This is a genomic window from Rhizobium sp. 10N427 (assembly GCF_056394605.1).
Window position 1 is genome coordinate 39,665 of the sequence record NZ_JBFTID010000022.1, and the last position, 16,680, is coordinate 56,344.

General features: G+C 61.6%; 18 protein-coding genes. 10 read left to right on the forward strand and 8 right to left on the reverse strand.

Translation table 11 applies throughout. From position 1 onward, the window contains the following. The first annotated feature begins 4 nt into the window (after positions 1-4). Positions 5-1,675, forward strand: coding sequence for an MFS transporter (locus AC1DIJ_RS28735; RefSeq protein WP_112390855.1), 1,671 nt, complete (start codon positions 5-7; stop codon positions 1,673-1,675). Positions 1,676-1,693: 18 nt separating this feature from the next. Next, positions 1,694-2,761, forward strand: coding sequence for an HlyD family secretion protein (locus tag AC1DIJ_RS28740; RefSeq protein ID WP_112390856.1), 1,068 nt, complete (start codon positions 1,694-1,696; stop codon positions 2,759-2,761). A 54-nt stretch (positions 2,762-2,815) separates the two neighbouring features. Here AC1DIJ_RS28740 and rplI read toward each other — a convergent pair whose 3' ends face one another. The 4 genes from rplI to rpsF form a co-directional block, all read right to left on the reverse strand. Continuing rightward, positions 2,816-3,394, reverse strand: a complete 579-nt coding sequence (rplI, locus tag AC1DIJ_RS28745; RefSeq protein ID WP_112390857.1) for a 50S ribosomal protein L9 — start codon at positions 3,392-3,394, stop codon at positions 2,816-2,818. 15 nt (positions 3,395-3,409) lie between these two features. After that, complete coding sequence (locus tag AC1DIJ_RS28750) at positions 3,410-4,393, reverse strand: DUF2232 domain-containing protein (protein WP_112390858.1); 984 nt, start codon at positions 4,391-4,393, stop codon at positions 3,410-3,412. 156 nt (positions 4,394-4,549) lie between these two features. After that, the gene (gene rpsR / locus AC1DIJ_RS28755; RefSeq protein ID WP_004680498.1) at positions 4,550-4,798 is read right to left on the reverse strand and encodes a 30S ribosomal protein S18; all 249 of its coding nucleotides are present in this window, start codon (positions 4,796-4,798) and stop codon (positions 4,550-4,552) included. Between the two features lie 12 nt (positions 4,799-4,810). Next, entirely contained in the window at positions 4,811-5,269 is a 459-nt protein-coding gene (gene rpsF, locus AC1DIJ_RS28760) for a 30S ribosomal protein S6 (RefSeq protein ID WP_112390859.1), read from the reverse strand. 303 nt (positions 5,270-5,572) lie between these two features. Between rpsF and AC1DIJ_RS28765 the strand changes: the two genes are divergently transcribed. After that, positions 5,573-5,749: a hypothetical protein gene (locus tag AC1DIJ_RS28765; protein WP_162706092.1), complete on the forward strand. Its 177-nt coding sequence runs from the start codon at positions 5,573-5,575 to the stop codon at positions 5,747-5,749. A 13-nt stretch (positions 5,750-5,762) separates the two neighbouring features. Here the strand turns inward: AC1DIJ_RS28765 and AC1DIJ_RS28770 are convergent, their stop codons facing one another. Next, positions 5,763-6,806: an aldo/keto reductase gene (locus tag AC1DIJ_RS28770; RefSeq protein ID WP_112390861.1), complete on the reverse strand. Its 1,044-nt coding sequence runs from the start codon at positions 6,804-6,806 to the stop codon at positions 5,763-5,765. A gap of 205 nt (positions 6,807-7,011) precedes the next feature. On the opposite strand from AC1DIJ_RS28770, the gene fabD reads away from it, so the two are divergent. The 7 genes from fabD (at position 7,012) to gmk (ending at position 13,509) form a co-directional block, all read left to right on the forward strand. Beyond that, positions 7,012-7,956, forward strand: a complete 945-nt coding sequence (fabD, locus tag AC1DIJ_RS28775; RefSeq protein ID WP_112390862.1) for an ACP S-malonyltransferase — start codon at positions 7,012-7,014, stop codon at positions 7,954-7,956. 30 nt (positions 7,957-7,986) lie between these two features. Then, entirely contained in the window at positions 7,987-8,724 is a 738-nt protein-coding gene (fabG, locus tag AC1DIJ_RS28780; protein WP_112390863.1) for a 3-oxoacyl-[acyl-carrier-protein] reductase, read from the forward strand. A gap of 287 nt (positions 8,725-9,011) precedes the next feature. Continuing rightward, positions 9,012-9,248, forward strand: coding sequence for an acyl carrier protein (locus AC1DIJ_RS28785; protein WP_003502080.1), 237 nt, complete (start codon positions 9,012-9,014; stop codon positions 9,246-9,248). Positions 9,249-9,341: 93 nt separating this feature from the next. Continuing rightward, positions 9,342-10,604 (forward strand): beta-ketoacyl-ACP synthase II, encoded by a 1,263-nt coding sequence (gene fabF, locus AC1DIJ_RS28790; protein WP_112390864.1) that lies wholly within the window; start codon positions 9,342-9,344, stop codon positions 10,602-10,604. A gap of 116 nt (positions 10,605-10,720) precedes the next feature. Next, positions 10,721-11,941, forward strand: coding sequence for an endolytic transglycosylase MltG (mltG, locus tag AC1DIJ_RS28795; RefSeq protein WP_112390865.1), 1,221 nt, complete (start codon positions 10,721-10,723; stop codon positions 11,939-11,941). 14 nt (positions 11,942-11,955) lie between these two features. After that, the gene (locus tag AC1DIJ_RS28800) at positions 11,956-12,843 is read left to right on the forward strand and encodes a YicC/YloC family endoribonuclease (protein WP_112390866.1); all 888 of its coding nucleotides are present in this window, start codon (positions 11,956-11,958) and stop codon (positions 12,841-12,843) included. A gap of 3 nt (positions 12,844-12,846) precedes the next feature. Beyond that, on the forward strand, positions 12,847-13,509 hold the full coding sequence (gene gmk, locus AC1DIJ_RS28805; protein WP_112390867.1) for a guanylate kinase: 663 nt from the start codon (positions 12,847-12,849) through the stop codon (positions 13,507-13,509). Positions 13,510-13,731: 222 nt separating this feature from the next. On the opposite strand, the gene rsmA is transcribed toward gmk, so the two are convergent. Genes rsmA through AC1DIJ_RS28820 form a run of 3 tightly spaced genes read right to left on the reverse strand, consistent with a single transcriptional unit; the run spans position 13,732 to position 16,527 of the window. Next, positions 13,732-14,559 carry a 16S rRNA (adenine(1518)-N(6)/adenine(1519)-N(6))-dimethyltransferase RsmA gene (gene rsmA, locus AC1DIJ_RS28810; protein ID WP_112390868.1) on the reverse strand — a complete coding sequence of 276 codons (828 nt, stop codon included), beginning with the start codon at positions 14,557-14,559 and terminating at the stop codon, positions 13,732-13,734. Beyond that, the gene (gene pdxA, locus AC1DIJ_RS28815; protein ID WP_112390869.1) at positions 14,559-15,584 is read right to left on the reverse strand and encodes a 4-hydroxythreonine-4-phosphate dehydrogenase PdxA; all 1,026 of its coding nucleotides are present in this window, start codon (positions 15,582-15,584) and stop codon (positions 14,559-14,561) included. Before pdxA ends, rsmA begins: the two co-directional genes overlap by 1 nt. A gap of 4 nt (positions 15,585-15,588) precedes the next feature. Continuing rightward, the gene (locus AC1DIJ_RS28820; protein WP_112390870.1) at positions 15,589-16,527 is read right to left on the reverse strand and encodes a SurA N-terminal domain-containing protein; all 939 of its coding nucleotides are present in this window, start codon (positions 16,525-16,527) and stop codon (positions 15,589-15,591) included. Positions 16,528-16,680: the final 153 nt, after the last annotated feature.

Below are 16,680 nucleotides of genomic sequence, written 5' to 3' on the forward strand. Positions count from 1 at the left end.
TCGCATGAGCCTCGCCGAGACAATCAACGACAATGCTGGGCCCGCCCGCAAGGGCGAGGAAGAGGCCGTTATGCCGCCGCCCGCAGCGCCTGTCCTGCCGGCGCCGCTGGCCCGCTGGAAGGTGCCGCTCTACATGGCCTCCTCGGTGCTGTTCTTCCTGACCCAGGGGTTGGGGATGAACCTGCTGACGGCCAATATCTATCAGCTGCAGGGCTCCTTCTCGGCGACCACGATCGAAGTGTCCTGGCTCTCGGCCGCCTATATGGCGCCCTATGCCAGCCTCGCCATCGCGCTCTTCAAGATCCGCACGCAATATGGCCTGCGGCGCTTCGCGGAATTCAGCATCATATGCTTCCTCTTCGCCTCGATGATGAACCTGCTGATCACCGATCTGCATTCGGCAATCGTCGTGCGCGCTATCAGCGGCATGGCGGCCGCTCCGCTCTCGACGCTCGGCTTCCTCTATATGCTGGAAGCCTTCCCGCCGGAGAAGAAGCTTTCGGTGGGGCTTAGCCTTGCCTTGATGAACACGCTGTTTGCTGCGCCGATAGCCCGCATCATCTCTCCCTCGCTGCTCGATCTCGGCGGTTACAGCGCGCTCTACACGTTCGAGATGGGATTGGCGCTGATTGCGCTGCCGGTCATCTACCTACTGCCGCTGACGGCGCCGCCGCGCGCCAATGTCATTCAGCGGCTCGACATCCTGAGCTATCTGCTGCTCGCCTTAAGCTTCGGCTGCCTCGCCGTCGTGCTCACGCTCGGGCGGCTCTACTGGTGGTTCGAAGTACCCTGGCTCGGCGTCGTGCTGGCTGTTTCGATCGGCGCCCTCACGCTGATGTTCCTGATCGAGCTGCCGCGCGCCAATCCGATGATCGATCTGCGTTGGGTTCTGTCAGGCCCGAACCTGCGCATGGCCGGCCTGCTACTGCTCTTCCGCTTCGTCTCCTCGGAGCAATCGACGACGGCCGCCAATTTTTATCAGCAGCTCGGCCTGCTCAACGACCAGACGATCCACCTCTACGGGATCATCCTCTTGTCTTCGCTCGCAGGCGGGCTCTTCTGCGCCTATCTGATGGTGACGCGCTATGTCGAGACCGCCCATGTGCTGGCGCTGATCCTGATTGCAGCTGGTGCCTATATCGACAGCCAGTCGACCAGCCTGACACGCCCGCCGGAAATGTATCTGAGCCAGGCGATGGTCGCCGCCGGTGCCGCGATGTTCCTGCCGCCGGTGATGTCCAAGGGCTTTGCCGCCGTGCTCGCTAAGGGCATGCCCTATATCGTCAACTTCCTGGTGATCTTCCTGTTCACCCAGTCGATCGGCTCGCTCTTTGCTTCATCGGTGCTCGGCACCTTCGTGGTTATCCGCGAGAAGTTTCATTCGAACGTTCTCGTCGAGCATATCCTGCTCACCGATCCGATCGTCGCCCAGCGGGTGTCACAGCTTTCGGCGGCATACGGCAAGGTCATCACCGACAAGACGCTGCTGAATGCCGAAGGCCTCTCGCTGCTTGGCCAGCAGGTAACGAGGGAGGCCTATGTCCTTGCCTATAACGACGCCTTCTACATGATCTTCCTGTCCTGCCTGGCAGGTCTCGTCGTCCTTCTTCTTCATCTCGCATGGAAGCGCCGGCCCCGGCAGAACGGGCCGGAGGCAGCCCTTGCGCAATCCTGAGCCAGAGGCCCCGTCCGCATGTTCAAGTCCCTCCGCTCGCCCACCTCGCTGGTCGTGCTGATCGCCGGCGCCGCCGGTATTCTGCTGGTGCTCTATGCCTGGCGCCTGCCGCCCTTCGTCACCTCGGTGGAGACGACGGACAATGCCTATGTCCGTGGCTACGTCACGCTGATGAGCCCGCAGGTCAGCGGCTATGTCGTCGACGTCCCGGTCAAGGATTACGAGCACGTCAAGCAAGGACAGGTCCTCGCCAAGATCGATGACCGCATCTATGCGCAGAAGCTGGCCCAATCGCGCGCCGCACTCGACGGCCAGAAGGCCTCGCTCGCCAATTCGCACCAGCAGGAGCTCTCCGCGCAAGCCACCATTGCCTCCAGCCAGGCGCAGATCGACAGCGCCAACGCGGCGCTGAAACGCGCTCAGCTCGCCTGGGATCGCGTCGACAATCTCAGCAATCGCGGCATCGCCTCGGCCAGCGAATCCGAAGCCGCCCAGGCAACCCTCGATCAGGCGAAGGCTGCGCTCAATCAGGCGCAGGCGGCCCTCGAAGTCTCCAGGCAGAGCCTGGCGACGATCATCGTCAACCGCGCGTCTCTGGAAGCCAATGTCGCGGGCGCCGAGGCAGCGGTGCAGCTCGCCGAGATCGACCTGCAGAACACGTCGATCGTTGCGCCGCGAGATGGCCATCTCGGAGAGGTCGGCGTGCGTATCGGCCAGTACGTGACGTCAGGCACGCAGCTGATGGCGGTTGTCCCCGAAGATGTCTGGGTGATCGCCAATTTCAAGGAAACCCAGCTCGATGGCATGCAGGTCGGCCAGCCGGTATCCGTCTCGGTTGATGCACTCGGCCACCACCGCCTGACCGGCCGCGTCGAGCGCTTCTCGCCGGCAGCCGGTTCCGAATTCGCCGTCATCAAGCCGGACAACGCCACCGGCAATTTCACCAAGGTTGCCCAGCGCGTCGGCGTCCGCATCAGCATCGACCCCGGCCAGGAGCTGGCAAAGGATCTGGCACCCGGCCTCTCGGTGGAGGTGCGCATCGACAAGAGCGCCGCACCGCTGAAGAGTGTTGCGGAGAACGAGTAACGAAAAAGCCCGGCGCAAGGCCGGGCTTTCCGTATCAGCAGATGAATGCGAAGCTTATGCTTCGTCTTCGTCAACGCCGTCAGCTTCCGGATCGAAGAAGTCTTCCGGACGCAGTGCGTCTTCGTCAACGCCGTAGATCGCGTCAACCGAGGTCAGGGTCTCGCCCTTGAGCTGGCGTTCGGCTTCTTCGGCAGAACGGGCAACGTTGAGTTCGACGTGGATTTCGACTTCGGCGTGAAGCTGGATCGCAACCTTGTGCAGGCCGATTGCCTTGATCGGCGTGTTCAGGTGAACCTGATTACGGCCGATGTTGAAGCCTTCGGCAGCCAGGATTTCGACGACGTCGCGGGCAGCGACCGAGCCGTACATCTGGCCGGTTTCGCCAGCCGAACGGACGACGATGAAGGATTTGCCGTCGAGAACGTCGGCAACCTTCTGGGCTTCCGACTTGCGCTCGAGGTTACGGGCTTCGAGCGTTGCACGCTCGGCTTCGAAACGCCTGCGGTTGGCTTCGTTGGCGCGCAGCGCCTTGCCGAGCGGCAGCAGGTAGTTACGGGCAAAGCCGTCGCGAACCTTTACGGTTTCGCCCATCTGGCCGAGCTTGGAGATGCGTTCGAGAAGAATGACGTCCATGTTAGAGTTCCTTTCTTAGATGTTCGAATCTGTTGGTTTAGGGGCATCACCATCCTTGTTGGGGGTCAGAGCGATCGCTTTGCGCGTATCGGACAGACCAACGACCAGGATGAAAAAGGCTGGCAGCATCAGGAGAAGCGATGCCAGGTAGCAGAGGATCAGCGCCGGCAGGCGCCAGTCCTTGCCGCGCGTGCGGAAATGCAGCGAGGCGAAGCCGGAGAGCAGGAAGCCCGCGCCGAACGTGCCGACGACGGTTGCTCCGATCATTGCCGGAACGCCGCCGAAGAAAGTGGCGGCCAGACCGGCGAGGAAGATAAAGATCGAATTGCGGTTCATGCGCAGCGCCGACGGAATGTCCTCGCGCGGACGAAGCGCGCGGCCGGAAGCATTCACGATCCGCGTGGCGATATAATAGGCCGCAAACAGCAGAACCAACCACATCGATCCCTGGATGGCAGGCAGCATCAGCACCAGCAGCGACTTGGTCTGCGCAGCGGCGGCCGCGTCGATGTTCAGCTCCGGCTGCTGCTGGGCAAAGGAGGTGAACAGCGTGTCGACCATCTGGCTGACGAGATCCGGGCCGTAGCCGATCATGAAGCCGGTGACGATGACCGCAAGCGTCACCAGGCCGCAGAGATGCAGCAGGATGTCGGAGAGCGGGTACCAGGCCATCAGATTGTCGGGGCCGCCGAGTTCGGAAGCCGGACGCGCCAGATTGGCGAGGTGGCTGATCCAGCCGGCGGGCAGCAGCGTCACCAGCGTCATCATCAGCGCGAAGGTCGGCGAGATGGCGGCGGCGCCGAGAACACCGGCAGTCACGACGGCGGAGATGGCGGCGGCATTGCCCCAGCCGAGGCCGACGAGAAGAATGGGGAGCGCGGAAGCCGCGTAAAGCACGGCGCTGAACGACAATTGAACGCTCGCGCCGAGCACCAGAAGTGCGGCGGTCAAACCGGCCAGAGCGCCGATCAATAGCGTTTTAGAGTTCAGTTTGTTCACGATCGCTGTCCTGCTTTATCAAGCAGTTAGAGGGATTTTTCTGAATCTGTTTCAGAAAGACCTCAACATGGGTTTTAAGAGTTCCGATCCGCGCCCATCGCGAAAGGGAGAAGGGAAGGCATTTCTGCCTTCCCTCGATTTGGTCTCGTCAGCCGATTAGGCGACGACGTACGGCAGCAGGCCGAGGAAGCGGGCGCGCTTGATCGCCTGAGCGAGTTCGCGCTGCTTCTTCTGGGAAACAGCCGTGATACGGGAAGGAACGATCTTACCGCGCTCGGAAATGTAGCGCTGCAGGAGACGAACGTCCTTGTAGTCGATGCGCGGAGCGTTTGCACCAGAGAAGGGGCAAGTCTTGCGACGACGGTGGAACGGGCGACGAACCGGTGCGGAGGAAGCTTCAGACATTATCAGATCTCCTTAAGCGCGGTCTTCGCGGGGAGCGCGGTCCGGACGCGGGCCACGCTGGAAGTCGCCGTCACGGCGCGGCGGACGGTCGCCGAAGTCGCGGCGCGGGCCACGGTCGCCGCCTTCACGCGGGCCACGGTCGTCGCGGTCGCGCTTCTGCATCATGGCAGACGGGCCTTCTTCGTGCTTTTCAACAGCGATCGTCATGTAGCGCAGGACGTCTTCGCTGATGCGCATCTGACGTTCCATTTCCTGCACGGCAGCAGCCGGGGCGTCGATGTCGACGAGAACGTAGTGAGCCTTGCGGTTCTTCTTGATGCGGTAGGTCAGGGACTTGAGGCCCCAGTTTTCGACGCGCCCGACTTTACCACCGTTAGCTTCGAGGACACCCTTGTACTGTTCTACGAGGGCATCAACCTGCTGAGCGGAAATATCCTGCCGGGCAAGGAATACATGTTCATAAAGAGCCATGACAGCTTTGCCTTTCTTGCGTTTGTTTCAACCCGAACTTCGGCGGCTAAGCCTCAACGACTGCTCCTGATGGGCGAACCCAGGCAAGAAAAGCGTTTCCGAGACGGTCGAGAGCGGAGACACGGGAGGCTGGAACGCTTCCGTTCCGACGATTCCCTCGCGGAAACCGGCCCTCCGTTCAGCCACCAGCCAGAAGACCGGGTTTGCGAACAGGGGCGCTTATACGGGTTTTTCGGGAGAAGGCAAGGGCCGATGGACAGGCTGTGCTATATCTATCCGAAGGGCATTGCAGAGGAGGCGCTCTTGAACGAGACGAAGAACTCCGAATACGGCAAAAGCAATCAGGGTAATGACATGCCTCCGCGGGAGCCCGCTGAGCAATTTTATAGGCGCCTTGCAAGTCCTGGTGAGGACGATATCGATCTTGAGCAGGTTATCGCAGAACACAGAAAGCCGCATAAGGGGATCGATCTGCGATAACCTAGGGTTCGTTTTACAGCGGCATCGGATACCGCCGGTGCACTTTCTCGATCTCGTCCAACACCTCATGCGAGAGCTTCACGTCGGTGGCGCCTATATCGGTCTTCAGCTGATCCATCGTCGTCGCGCCGATGATAACCGAGGCCATGAAGCGGCGGGTGAGGCAGAAGGCGAGTGCCATGGCCGACGGGTCGAGGCCGTGCTTGGCGGCGATCTCCAGATAGGCCCTGGTCGGCGCTTCCTGCAGCGGCTGCAGCCGGCCGCCGAGGTCGCCGTTGATCGAGGCGCGTGATCCCGCGGGCTTTTCGCCGTTCTGGTACTTGCCGGAAAGAATGCCGGCGGCGAGCGGCGAATAGGCGAGCAGGCCGACATCCTCATGATGCGACAACTCGGCCAGATCCAGATCGAAATGGCGATAGAGCAGGTTGTATTCGTTCTGGACGCTGGCGACGCGCGGCAGGCCATTCTGCTCCGATAGCGTCAGATATTTCTGGATACCCCAGGTCGTCTCGTTGGAAAGGCCGATGGCGCGCACCTTGCCGTCCTTCACCAATGTGCCCGCCGTCTCCAGAATCTCCAGAATATTGGCGGCAGCCTTGGCGCGGTCCTGCTTGAAGGGATCGTAGTGCCAGTTCTGGCGGAAGTGGAAATGGCCGCGGTTCGGCCAGTGGATCTGGTAGAGGTCGATATAGTCGGTCTTCAGCCGCTTGAGGCTCGCTTCGACGGCGAGCGTCATGTTCTTGGCATCGGCACCTTCGCCGCCGCGGATATAGGAGCGGCCATGACCGGCAACCTTGGTGGCGAGAACCACGTCCTTGCGCTTGCCGGTCTTTTCGAACCAGCTGCCGATAAACTGCTCGGTGTGACCGTATGTTTCGGCCGAAAGCGGCGTCGTCGGGTAGAGTTCGGCCGTATCGAAGAAGTTTACGCCTTTTTCGACAGCGTAATTCATCTGCTCATGAGCTTCTTCTTCGCTGTTCTGCGTGCCCCAGGTCATGGTGCCCAGGCAGATTTGCGAGACGGAAATGCCGGTACGGCCTAATGTATTGAACTTCATCGGAAAACCTTGAAAGCAGTGAGAGGGGGATACTCTACGGGAGGGCGGCGCAAATTTAGGCGGGAATTGAGCGAGCGCAAGTGCAAAAAGCCCGGTTTCTCGCACCTGCAAAAGGCTCTGGAGACCGCGGACGGGCTATTGACTCCTCAGGAAAGAACGTCAATTGGAGGCGAAATCGCCCAAATGACATAATAGGGATATTGAAATGACGGTCGCTTTTACATTTCCGGGCCAAGGCAGCCAGGCTGTCGGCATGGGCAAGGAGCTTGCCGAAAACTTCGCCGAAGCCCGTGCGGTATTCGATGAAGTCGACGAGGCGCTCGGCGAGAAGCTGTCGTCCATCATGTTCGAAGGTCCCGAAGAGACGCTGACGCTGACGGCAAACGCCCAGCCGGCGCTGATGGCCGTCTCCATGGCTGTGATCCGCGTGCTGCAGGCCAAGGGCCTCGATCTCAAGTCGAAGGTTTCCTATGTCGCCGGTCACTCGCTCGGCGAATATTCCGCTCTCTGTGCCGCTGGCACGTTCTCGCTGGCCGATACCGCGCGCCTGCTGCGCATCCGCGGCAACGCCATGCAGGCAGCCGTGCCCGTCGGCGTCGGCGCCATGGCGGCGATCATCGGCCTCGAACATGCCGATGTGATCGCCGTTTGCGAAGAAGCCTCGGCCCTCGGTTCGGTGCAGATCGCCAACGACAATGGCGGTGGCCAGCTGGTGATTTCAGGTGAGAAGGCGCCCGTCGAAAAGGCGGCAGCGCTTGCCACCGAAAAGGGCGCCAAGCGCGCCATCCTGCTGCCGGTCTCTGCTCCCTTCCATTCGACGCTGATGGCACCTGCTGCTGATGCCATGCGCGAGGCGCTTGCCGGCGTTTCGAAGTCCGATCCTATTGTGCCTGTTATCGCCAATGTGCGCGCAGCACCGGTCACCAATGCCGATGAGATCGCCAAGCTGCTGGTCGAGCAGGTCACTGGCCAGGTCCGTTGGCGCGAAACGGTGGAATGGTTTGCCGCCAACAATGTCACGACGCTCTATGAACTCGGCTCCGGCAAGGTGCTGACGGGTCTGGCGCGCCGCATCGACAAGACGGTCAATGGCATCGCAGTCAACACGGCCGCCGATATCGACGCGGCCATCGCCGCCCTCATGGCCTGATCGGCCCCACCAGACATAAGGAACGCCCCCATGCTCGATCTTACCGGCCGCAAGGCTCTCGTCACAGGCGCATCCGGCGGCATCGGCGAGGAAATCGCCCGCCTCCTTCACAAGCAGGGCGCCATCGTCGGTCTGCACGGCACGCGCGTCGAGAAGCTGGAAGCGCTGGCAGCCGATCTCGGCGATCGGGTCAAGATCTTCCCGGCGAACCTGTCGAACCGCGACGAAGTCAAGGCACTCGGCGCCAAGGCGGAAGAGGAGCTTGGCGGCGTCGATATCCTGGTCAACAATGCCGGCATCACCAAGGACGGTCTCTTCGTGCGCATGAGCGATGAGGACTGGGACAGCGTCATCCAGGTCAACCTGACTTCGACCTTCCTGCTGACCCGCGAGCTGACGCATCCGATGATGCGCCGCCGCTTCGGCCGCATCATCAACATCACCTCGATCGTGGGCGTGACCGGCAATCCGGGCCAGGCCAACTACTGCGCCTCCAAGGCCGGCATGGTCGGCTTTACCAAGTCGCTGGCGCAGGAAATCGCCACCCGCAACGTCACCGTCAACTGCGTTGCGCCGGGCTTCATCGAAAGCGCCATGACCGGTAAGCTGAACGACAAGCAGAAGGACGCGATCATGGGCGCGATCCCGATGAAGCGCATGGGCACGGGGGCCGAAGTGGCATCCGCGGTCGCCTATCTCGCATCCAACGAAGCGGGCTACATGACGGGCCAGACGCTGCACGTAAACGGCGGCATGGCCATGATCTGAAACGGGAAACCGCCCCTCTCGGCGATTTTCACGTCAATAGCGTGTTGACCAATCTGGCGGGGTTGATTTTCTGGCTTTGCGGCAGACATAAACCATGTTAAGCGGGCCAATGACTGTGAACAGTCGTCCCGGGAAACAAGGCGAACCGGCAGGCTTTCAGCCAGCCAGGGACACCGCAAGCCGGGCCAACGAGTTTGCTGAACGCGTCGAGAAGGCGCGGTAGGCTGAAAACAGGGTAGGGGTGCCAGAAGGCACTCTGATCAGGACATAAGGTCGAGGAAACCGACATGAGCGATATCGCAGAACGCGTAAAGAAAATTGTTATTGATCATCTTGGCGTCGATGCCGACAAGGTTGTCGAAGGCGCAAGCTTTATCGACGATCTGGGCGCTGACTCGCTCGACACCGTCGAACTGGTCATGGCATTCGAAGAAGAATTCGGCGTTGAAATTCCTGACGACGCAGCTGACTCGATCCTGACGGTCGGCGATGCAGTCAAGTTCATCGAGAAGGCCCAGGCTTAATCCTGAGCGATTTTCAAAGGGCGGGCCACGAGTCCGCCCTTTTTATTTGGGGCTAGGCCCAACTCAAAGAAAGACGATAGGCGGGGGCACTCGATGAGACGGGTCGTTATCACCGGTACCGGCATGGTATCACCCTTGGGATGCGGAACTGAAATTACCTGGAAGCGCCTGCTCGAAGGTCAAAATGGTGCCCGCCTGGTGACCGAATTCGAGGTCGAAGACCTTCCCGCCAAGATCGCCTGCCGCATTCCTGTCGGCGACGGCACCAACGGAACATTCAACGTCGATGAGTGGATGGAGCCGAAGGAGCAGCGCAAGGTCGATCCCTTCATCATCTACGGCATGGCGGCCGCCGACATGGCGCTCAAGGATGCCAACTGGCATCCGCAGACCGACGAAGACCAGATCGCCACCGGCGTTCTGATCGGCTCCGGCATCGGTGGCATCGAAGGCATTGTCGAAGCCGGCTACACGCTGCGCGACAAGGGTCCGCGCCGCATTTCGCCCTTCTTCATTCCCGGCCGTCTGATCAATCTCGTGTCCGGCCAGGTTTCCATCCGCCACAAGCTGCGCGGCCCGAACCACTCCGTTGTCACCGCCTGCTCGACCGGCGCGCACGCCATCGGCGATGCTGCCCGTCTGATCGCATTCGGCGATGCCGATGTCATGGTTGCCGGCGGTACGGAATCGCCTGTTAGCCGCATCTCGCTGGCGGGCTTTGCCGCCTGCAAGGCGCTGTCCACGCAGCACAACGAGAGCCCCACCAAGGCATCGCGCCCTTACGACAAGGACCGTGACGGCTTCGTCATGGGCGAAGGCGCTGGCATCGTCGTTCTCGAAGAGCTCGAGCATGCGCTCGCGCGCGGCGCCAAGATCTATGCCGAAGTCGTCGGCTACGGCCTCTCCGGCGACGCCTATCACATCACCGCACCGTCGGAAGACGGCGAGGGCGCACAGCGCTGCATGACCATGGCGCTGAAGCGCGCCGGCCTGACGCCTGCCGATGTCGATTACATCAACGCCCACGGCACCTCGACCATGGCCGATACGATCGAGCTCGGCGCTGTCGAACGGCTCGTCGGCAATGCCGCGTCGAAGATCTCGATGTCCTCGACCAAGTCGGCGACCGGCCATCTGCTGGGCGCTGCCGGCGCCATCGAGGCGATCTTCGCGACACTTTCGATCCGTGACAACGTCGCGCCGCCGACGCTCAATCTCGACAACCCGGAGCGGGAAACGGCGATCGACCTCGTGCCGCACAAGGCTCGTCAGCGGGAAATCAATGTGGCACTGTCGAATTCCTTCGGATTCGGCGGTACCAATGCATCGCTGGTTCTGCGCCGCTACAGCGCGTAACGGCGCTTTTTGGCACAGCACGAAGGCAGGGCCGGCCCCTTGTGGAGACGGCCCACCTGTTTTTTGCCGTATTGCTTCTTAAAAAGCAGACGGGGCCAAATATAGAGGATTGCCGGGTGAGCGACACGAACCAAGGGAACGAAACGCCGGGTCAGGGCGACCAGCAGGCGCAGAACGGCCGGATCATTCCGAAATCGCCGACTGAAGCGCTGCGCCCGGAACGCGTTCCCGAGCCGCCGAAGCGCTCCAAGAAGGCCCGCAGCCAGGTCGTCATCTTCCTGAATTTCGTCATGACCATCGTGGTGCTCGGCTGCGCGGCGGCCGTCTTCGCGTTCTATTACGCGATCTCGAGCTACCAGGATCCCGGTCCTCTGGAAACCAACACCAATTTCATTGTTCGCAGCGGCGCCGGTCTCTCCGAGATCTCGAGCAACCTCGAGCGTAACAACATCATCTCCGACGCCCGTATCTTCCGCTATCTGACGGCGACCCATCTGAACGAGGGCGAGAGCCTGAAGGCCGGTGAATACGAGATCAAGGCCAAGGCCTCCATGAACGACATCATGGAGCTTCTGAAGTCTGGCAAGTCGATCCTCTATTCGATCTCCTTCCCCGAAGGCCTGACCGTCCGCCAGATGTTCAACCGCATGAATGACGACCAGGTGCTGGAAGGCGAGCTGCCGACCGTGCTGCCGGCCGAAGGCAGCCTGCGCCCCGATACCTACAAGTTCTCCCGCGGCACCAAGCGCAGCGAGATCGTCGATCAGATGGCAGCGGCGCAGACGAAGCTGCTCGACCAGATCTGGGACAAGCGCGATCCCTCGGTGCAGCTGAAGTCCAAGGAAGAGATGGTGACGCTCGCCTCGATCGTCGAGAAGGAAACCGGCGTGCCGGATGAGCGCGCCCATGTCGCCTCCGTCTTCCTCAACCGTCTCGGCAAGGGCATGCGCCTGCAGTCCGATCCGACGATCATCTACGGTCTCTTCGGCGGCGATGGAAAGCCGGCCGACCGGCCGATCTACCAGTCGGACCTGAAGAAGGACACGCCCTTCAACACCTACATCATCAAGGGCCTGCCGCCGTCGCCGATCGCCAATCCGGGCCGTGATGCGCTCGAAGCTGTCGCCAACCCGTGGAAGACCGAGGATCTCTATTTCGTCGCGGACGGCACAGGCGGTCACGTCTTTGCAGCAACGCTCGACGAGCACAATTCCAACGTCAAGCGCTGGCGCAAGCTGGAGTCTGACAAGGGCGCCGACCCGAACATCGCCGTCGACGGTCAGCCCGAAGCACAGGCGGATGCGCCTGCCGCCCAGAAGAAAAAGAAAACCAACTGATTTCGGAGATTCGGATGGCTTTGCAATCCATGACCGGTTTTGCGCGGCGTGAGGGAACGAGCGGCCGCTGGCGCTGGGCATGGGAGCTGCGGTCCGTCAACGGCAAGGGCCTCGACCTGCGCCTGCGCCTGCCGCCTGGCCTCGAGCGCATGGAGGTGGATGTTCGCCGCATGACGGGCGAGGCCTTCAGCCGCGGCAACATGCAGGCCAACCTTTCCGTCTCGGCCGGTGAGAACCGCTTCGAAACCGTCCTAAATCAGGAAGCGCTGGCGACCGTCCTGGCGATGCGCGATCAGCTGGCCGGCATCATCGATCCGGCGCCACTGAAGCTCGATACGCTGCTGTCGATCCGCGGTCTCGTGGAGTTCCGCGAAACCGAAGACAGCGAAGAAGCGGTTGCGGCGCGCGACGCTGAGGTGATGAACGGCCTCATTGCCGCCCTTGCCGATCTGAAGCTCATGCGCGAGCACGAAGGCGCGGCGCTGTCGCGCATCCTTCTTGATCATGTCTCGACCATCGAGACACTGACCAGGACTATCGAGAGCGATCCGTCGCGCTCGCCGCAGGAAATCGCCGAGCGGCTGAAGGCGCAGGTCTCCCTGCTGCTGGAGAGTTCAGCCGCATTCGACCGCGACCGGCTTCACGCTGAAGCCGCACTGCTGGCGACGCGAGCCGATCTTCGCGAGGAAATCGACCGGCTGAAGGCGCATGTCGCCGCTGCCCGCGAATTGCTGGCAAAAGGTGGCCCTGTCGGCCGCAAGCTGGATTTCCTTGCACAGGAATTTAACCGGGAATCGAATACGATCTGTTCGAAATCGAATGCTTCGGCGGTGACCGCCGCCGGCATTGAACTGAAAGTCGTCATCGACCAGTTCCGCGAACAGGTCCAGAATCTGGAGTGATCCATGCAACCGACGAAAACGTCGCCCATTCAGATCGCACGCCGCGGCCTGATGCTTGTCATCTCGTCGCCGTCAGGCGCCGGTAAATCGACGATTGCCCGCACGCTCCTGGCGCAGGATAGCCAGATCGGTCTGTCGGTCAGCGTCACCACGCGCCAGCGCCGCCCGAGCGAGGTCGAGGGCATCCACTATCGCTTCGTCAGCATCCGCGAATTCGAGGTGCTGCGCGATTCCGATTCGCTGCTCGAATGGGCCGAGGTCCACGGCAATTTCTACGGCACCCCGCGCCAGCCTGTCGAAAAGGCGATGGGCGAGGGCCGCGACATGCTCTTCGACATCGACTGGCAGGGTGCCCAGCAACTGCAGGAGAAGATGTCGGCCGACGTCGTCTCGATCTTCGTCCTGCCGCCGACCATGACCGAGCTGCAGTCCCGTCTGCACCGCCGTGCGGAAGATTCCGAAGAAGTCATCGCTCAGCGGCTGGCCAATTCCCGCGCCGAAATCGGCCACTGGCGCGAATACGACTATGTGATCGTCAACGATGATCTCGAGAAAGCTTTCGATTCCGTGCAGTCGATCGTCAAGGCCGAGCGTCTCCGCCGCGACCGCGGCCACGGCGTCTTCGATTTCGTCACCAAGCTGCTGGAAGAGACGCCGGTTCTCTGAGGTCGACTGGAGCGCCGGTTTCGACGGCATGCCCGATTCCCTCCCTCATTCCTGTGCTCGTCACAGGAATCCAGCCACCGCGCGTCTGCGCGGTGAATGACTCATTTCCAGTTTGAAGAAGTGTCTTCTGCGCCCAAGGACTTGGGCGCACTGGATCCCTGTGATGTCCCGTGGGCGCAGCCCTAAGGGCACAAGGATGAGGGGACGGCGTAGAAAGTCCCCTTACAGGCTATTCGCCAACAAACAAAACTCATCCACCGAAAGCGTCTCCGCCCGCCGCTGCGGATCGATGCCGGCCTTGGCCAGCAATGCCTCTCCGCCAATCGGCTTCAAGCTCTGGCGCAGCATCTTGCGGCGCTGGCCGAAGGCAGCATGCGTGACGCGCTCCAGATTGGCGACGGAGCAGGGGATCGGATTTTCGCGAGGCGTCAGATGCACGACGGTCGACGTCACCTTCGGCGGCGGCGTGAAGGCCTGCGGCGAGATGTCGAAGGCCATGTGCGCCTGCGTTCGCCAGCCCGCGAGCACCCCAAGGCGACCGTAATGATCGTCGTCTTCGGTCGCGACGATCCGCTCGCCGACTTCCTTCTGGAACATCAGCGTCAGCGATTGCCAGAACGGTGGCCATTCTCTCGGCAGCAGCCAGTTCACCAGTAGCTGGGTACCGACATTGTAGGGCAGGTTGGCGATGATCTTGACCGGACCTTCAGGCGCCATGCCCTCGAAATCGGTCTTCAACGCATCGCCTTCCATGACCTCGAGCCGTCCTGGATAATGATCGGCGATCTCCGCAAGAGCGGGAAGGCAGCGGGGATCACGCTCGACGGCGATCACTTTCTTGGCGCCGAGCGCCAGGATCGCCCGCGTTAGGCCGCCGGGGCCGGGGCCGACCTCAAAGACGGTCGCATTCTCAAGGTTGCCGGCGGTGCGGGCAACCTTCTGTGTCAGGTTCAGATCGAGTAGGAAATTCTGGCCGAGCGCCTTGCGGGCATCGAGCCCGTGACGCTGGATAACGTCGCGCAGCGGCGGCAAGCCGTCGAGTGCGGCCATCAGCGATGGCTCTCGGCATTGCGCCCGAGCTGTGCAGCGAGCTTCAGCGCTGCCACGAGGCTGTGCTCACGGGCGATACCCGTGCCGGCGAGGCCAAAAGCAGTGCCGTGATCCGGCGAGGTGCGCACGAAGGGGAGGCCGAGCGTCACGTTGACGGAATCGTCGAAGCCGAGCGCCTTGGCCGGGATCAGCGCTTGATCGTGATACATGCAGATGGCGACGTCATAGCGGGCGCGTGCCTCATCGTGGAACATCGTATCGGCGGGCAGGGGGCCGATGGCGTCGATGCCCTCCGAACGCAGCTGCTGGATGGCCGGATGGATGATGTCCTCGTCCTCGCGCCCCATCAGCCCGCTTTCGCCAGCATGCGGATTAAGCCCAGCGACGGCAAGACGCGGCTGCGCTATGCCGAAGCGGTCTCTGAGATCGGCATGGGCGATGCGGCAGGTTTCAGCGATCAATTCGCCAGTGAGCGCGTGGGCCACATCCTTGATTGGAATATGGATGGTGACGGGAATGGCGCGCAGTTTCGGTCCGGCGAGCATCATGACGGGCGTGAGAGGCTTTCCGGTCGCGCGTGCGGCGAGATCGGCCAGGAACTCGGTATGCCCGGGAAACTTGAAGCCTGCTTCGTAGAGAACCGACTTCGCGATAGGATTGGTGACGACACCGAGCGCCTCGCCTTTTTGGGTCAGCGAAACGGCGGTCTCGATCGCCGCGATCGTTCCGGCGGCCGTGGAAACATGCGGCTCACCCGCAGCAACTTCGACACCGGCAGGGATCGGAAGCACCGGTAGCGCATCGGCGAATATCTCAGCCGCTGACGCGGCATCGGCATGGCGGACAGGCACAGTCAGATCAAGCTGCCGTGCACGGACTGCAAGCACATCTGGATCGCCGATGAAGAAGAACGGCGCAAGGCCGAGTTCGCGGCGGCGCAGCCACGCCATCAGCGTGATATCGGGGCCGACACCAGCCGGATCACCCTGCGTCAGCGCCAATGGTCGCGAGAACGGGACTGTCATGGTGTCAGCGATAGATGATCTGCGCCTTCGAGCGCAGTTCGTCGAGATACTTCTTGGCGTTCTCGTCGGTCGGCGATTCCTTGTTGGACTTCGCCTTGTCGAGATCTTCCTGGCGGAACACCATTTCGGCAGCGGTATCATCAGACACCTGACGCTGGCTGCAGATCGCCAGATACTCGACGCCCTTCTCGGTGACGCGTGTTGTGGTCGTGTTGCCCTTCGCCTGCTCGATGAGCGGCTTCCAGTCAGCCGGCAGTTGCGGTGCCAGCATGCGGCCGAGATCGCGCACGGAAACGTCACGCATTGTGGCTGCAAAGACCTTGGCCTGATCGCAGCCCGGATACTTGGCGCGCGACGCATCCGCCTCGCTCTTGCGTTTCGCCATGATCCCCTTTTTTGCCGGCGGGACGACGAAGATCACCTGCTGCAGCATGTATTCTGTGGTTTCAGGCTTCTGCTTGTTGTTGTCCATCATGCGCGACACGAGATCACTGCTCGACATGCGGGCCGAAGAGCCGTAGCGCGCGTTGACAACACGCGGCCAACTCATCTGCACAGCGATAAACTGCTTGAAATGGTCAACACCGACGCCGGCCCTGGTGAGAATCTCCGTCAACTGCGCTACCGTCAGCTTATTGCCTTGGGCGAAACGGGTGAAAGACGCGTCGACCTCATCCTTTGAGACGGACATGCGGACACGTGCGACTTCCTGGCGCTTGAGTGTTTCCTCGACCAGTGACTCTTCGGCGGCCTTCGTGTCGGCTTTTTGGTGCTGTAGCTTCAGAAACGCGACGCGCTTGGCGACGTCGCCGCTGGTGATTGCCGTCCCGTTGACGACGGCCTTGACTTCGCTCGCTGCAAAAGCGGGCTGGTAGGCTGCCGCTGCGATGCACATCGCAGCGCCTGCAAACAATGCCGTTACGGCCTTTCTGGCGCCAAACATCTATCGACCCTTCCCTAGACGGCACAGTTCAATGTGCGCCTATTTCCTTCCATCGCGGCAACCGGACAGTCATTCCAGCAGAAATGATGCTTTCCTATGCCTCAGATAATTGCTGACGGCAATGTCCTGCAAAACTGTTGCGGCGAAAGAAAG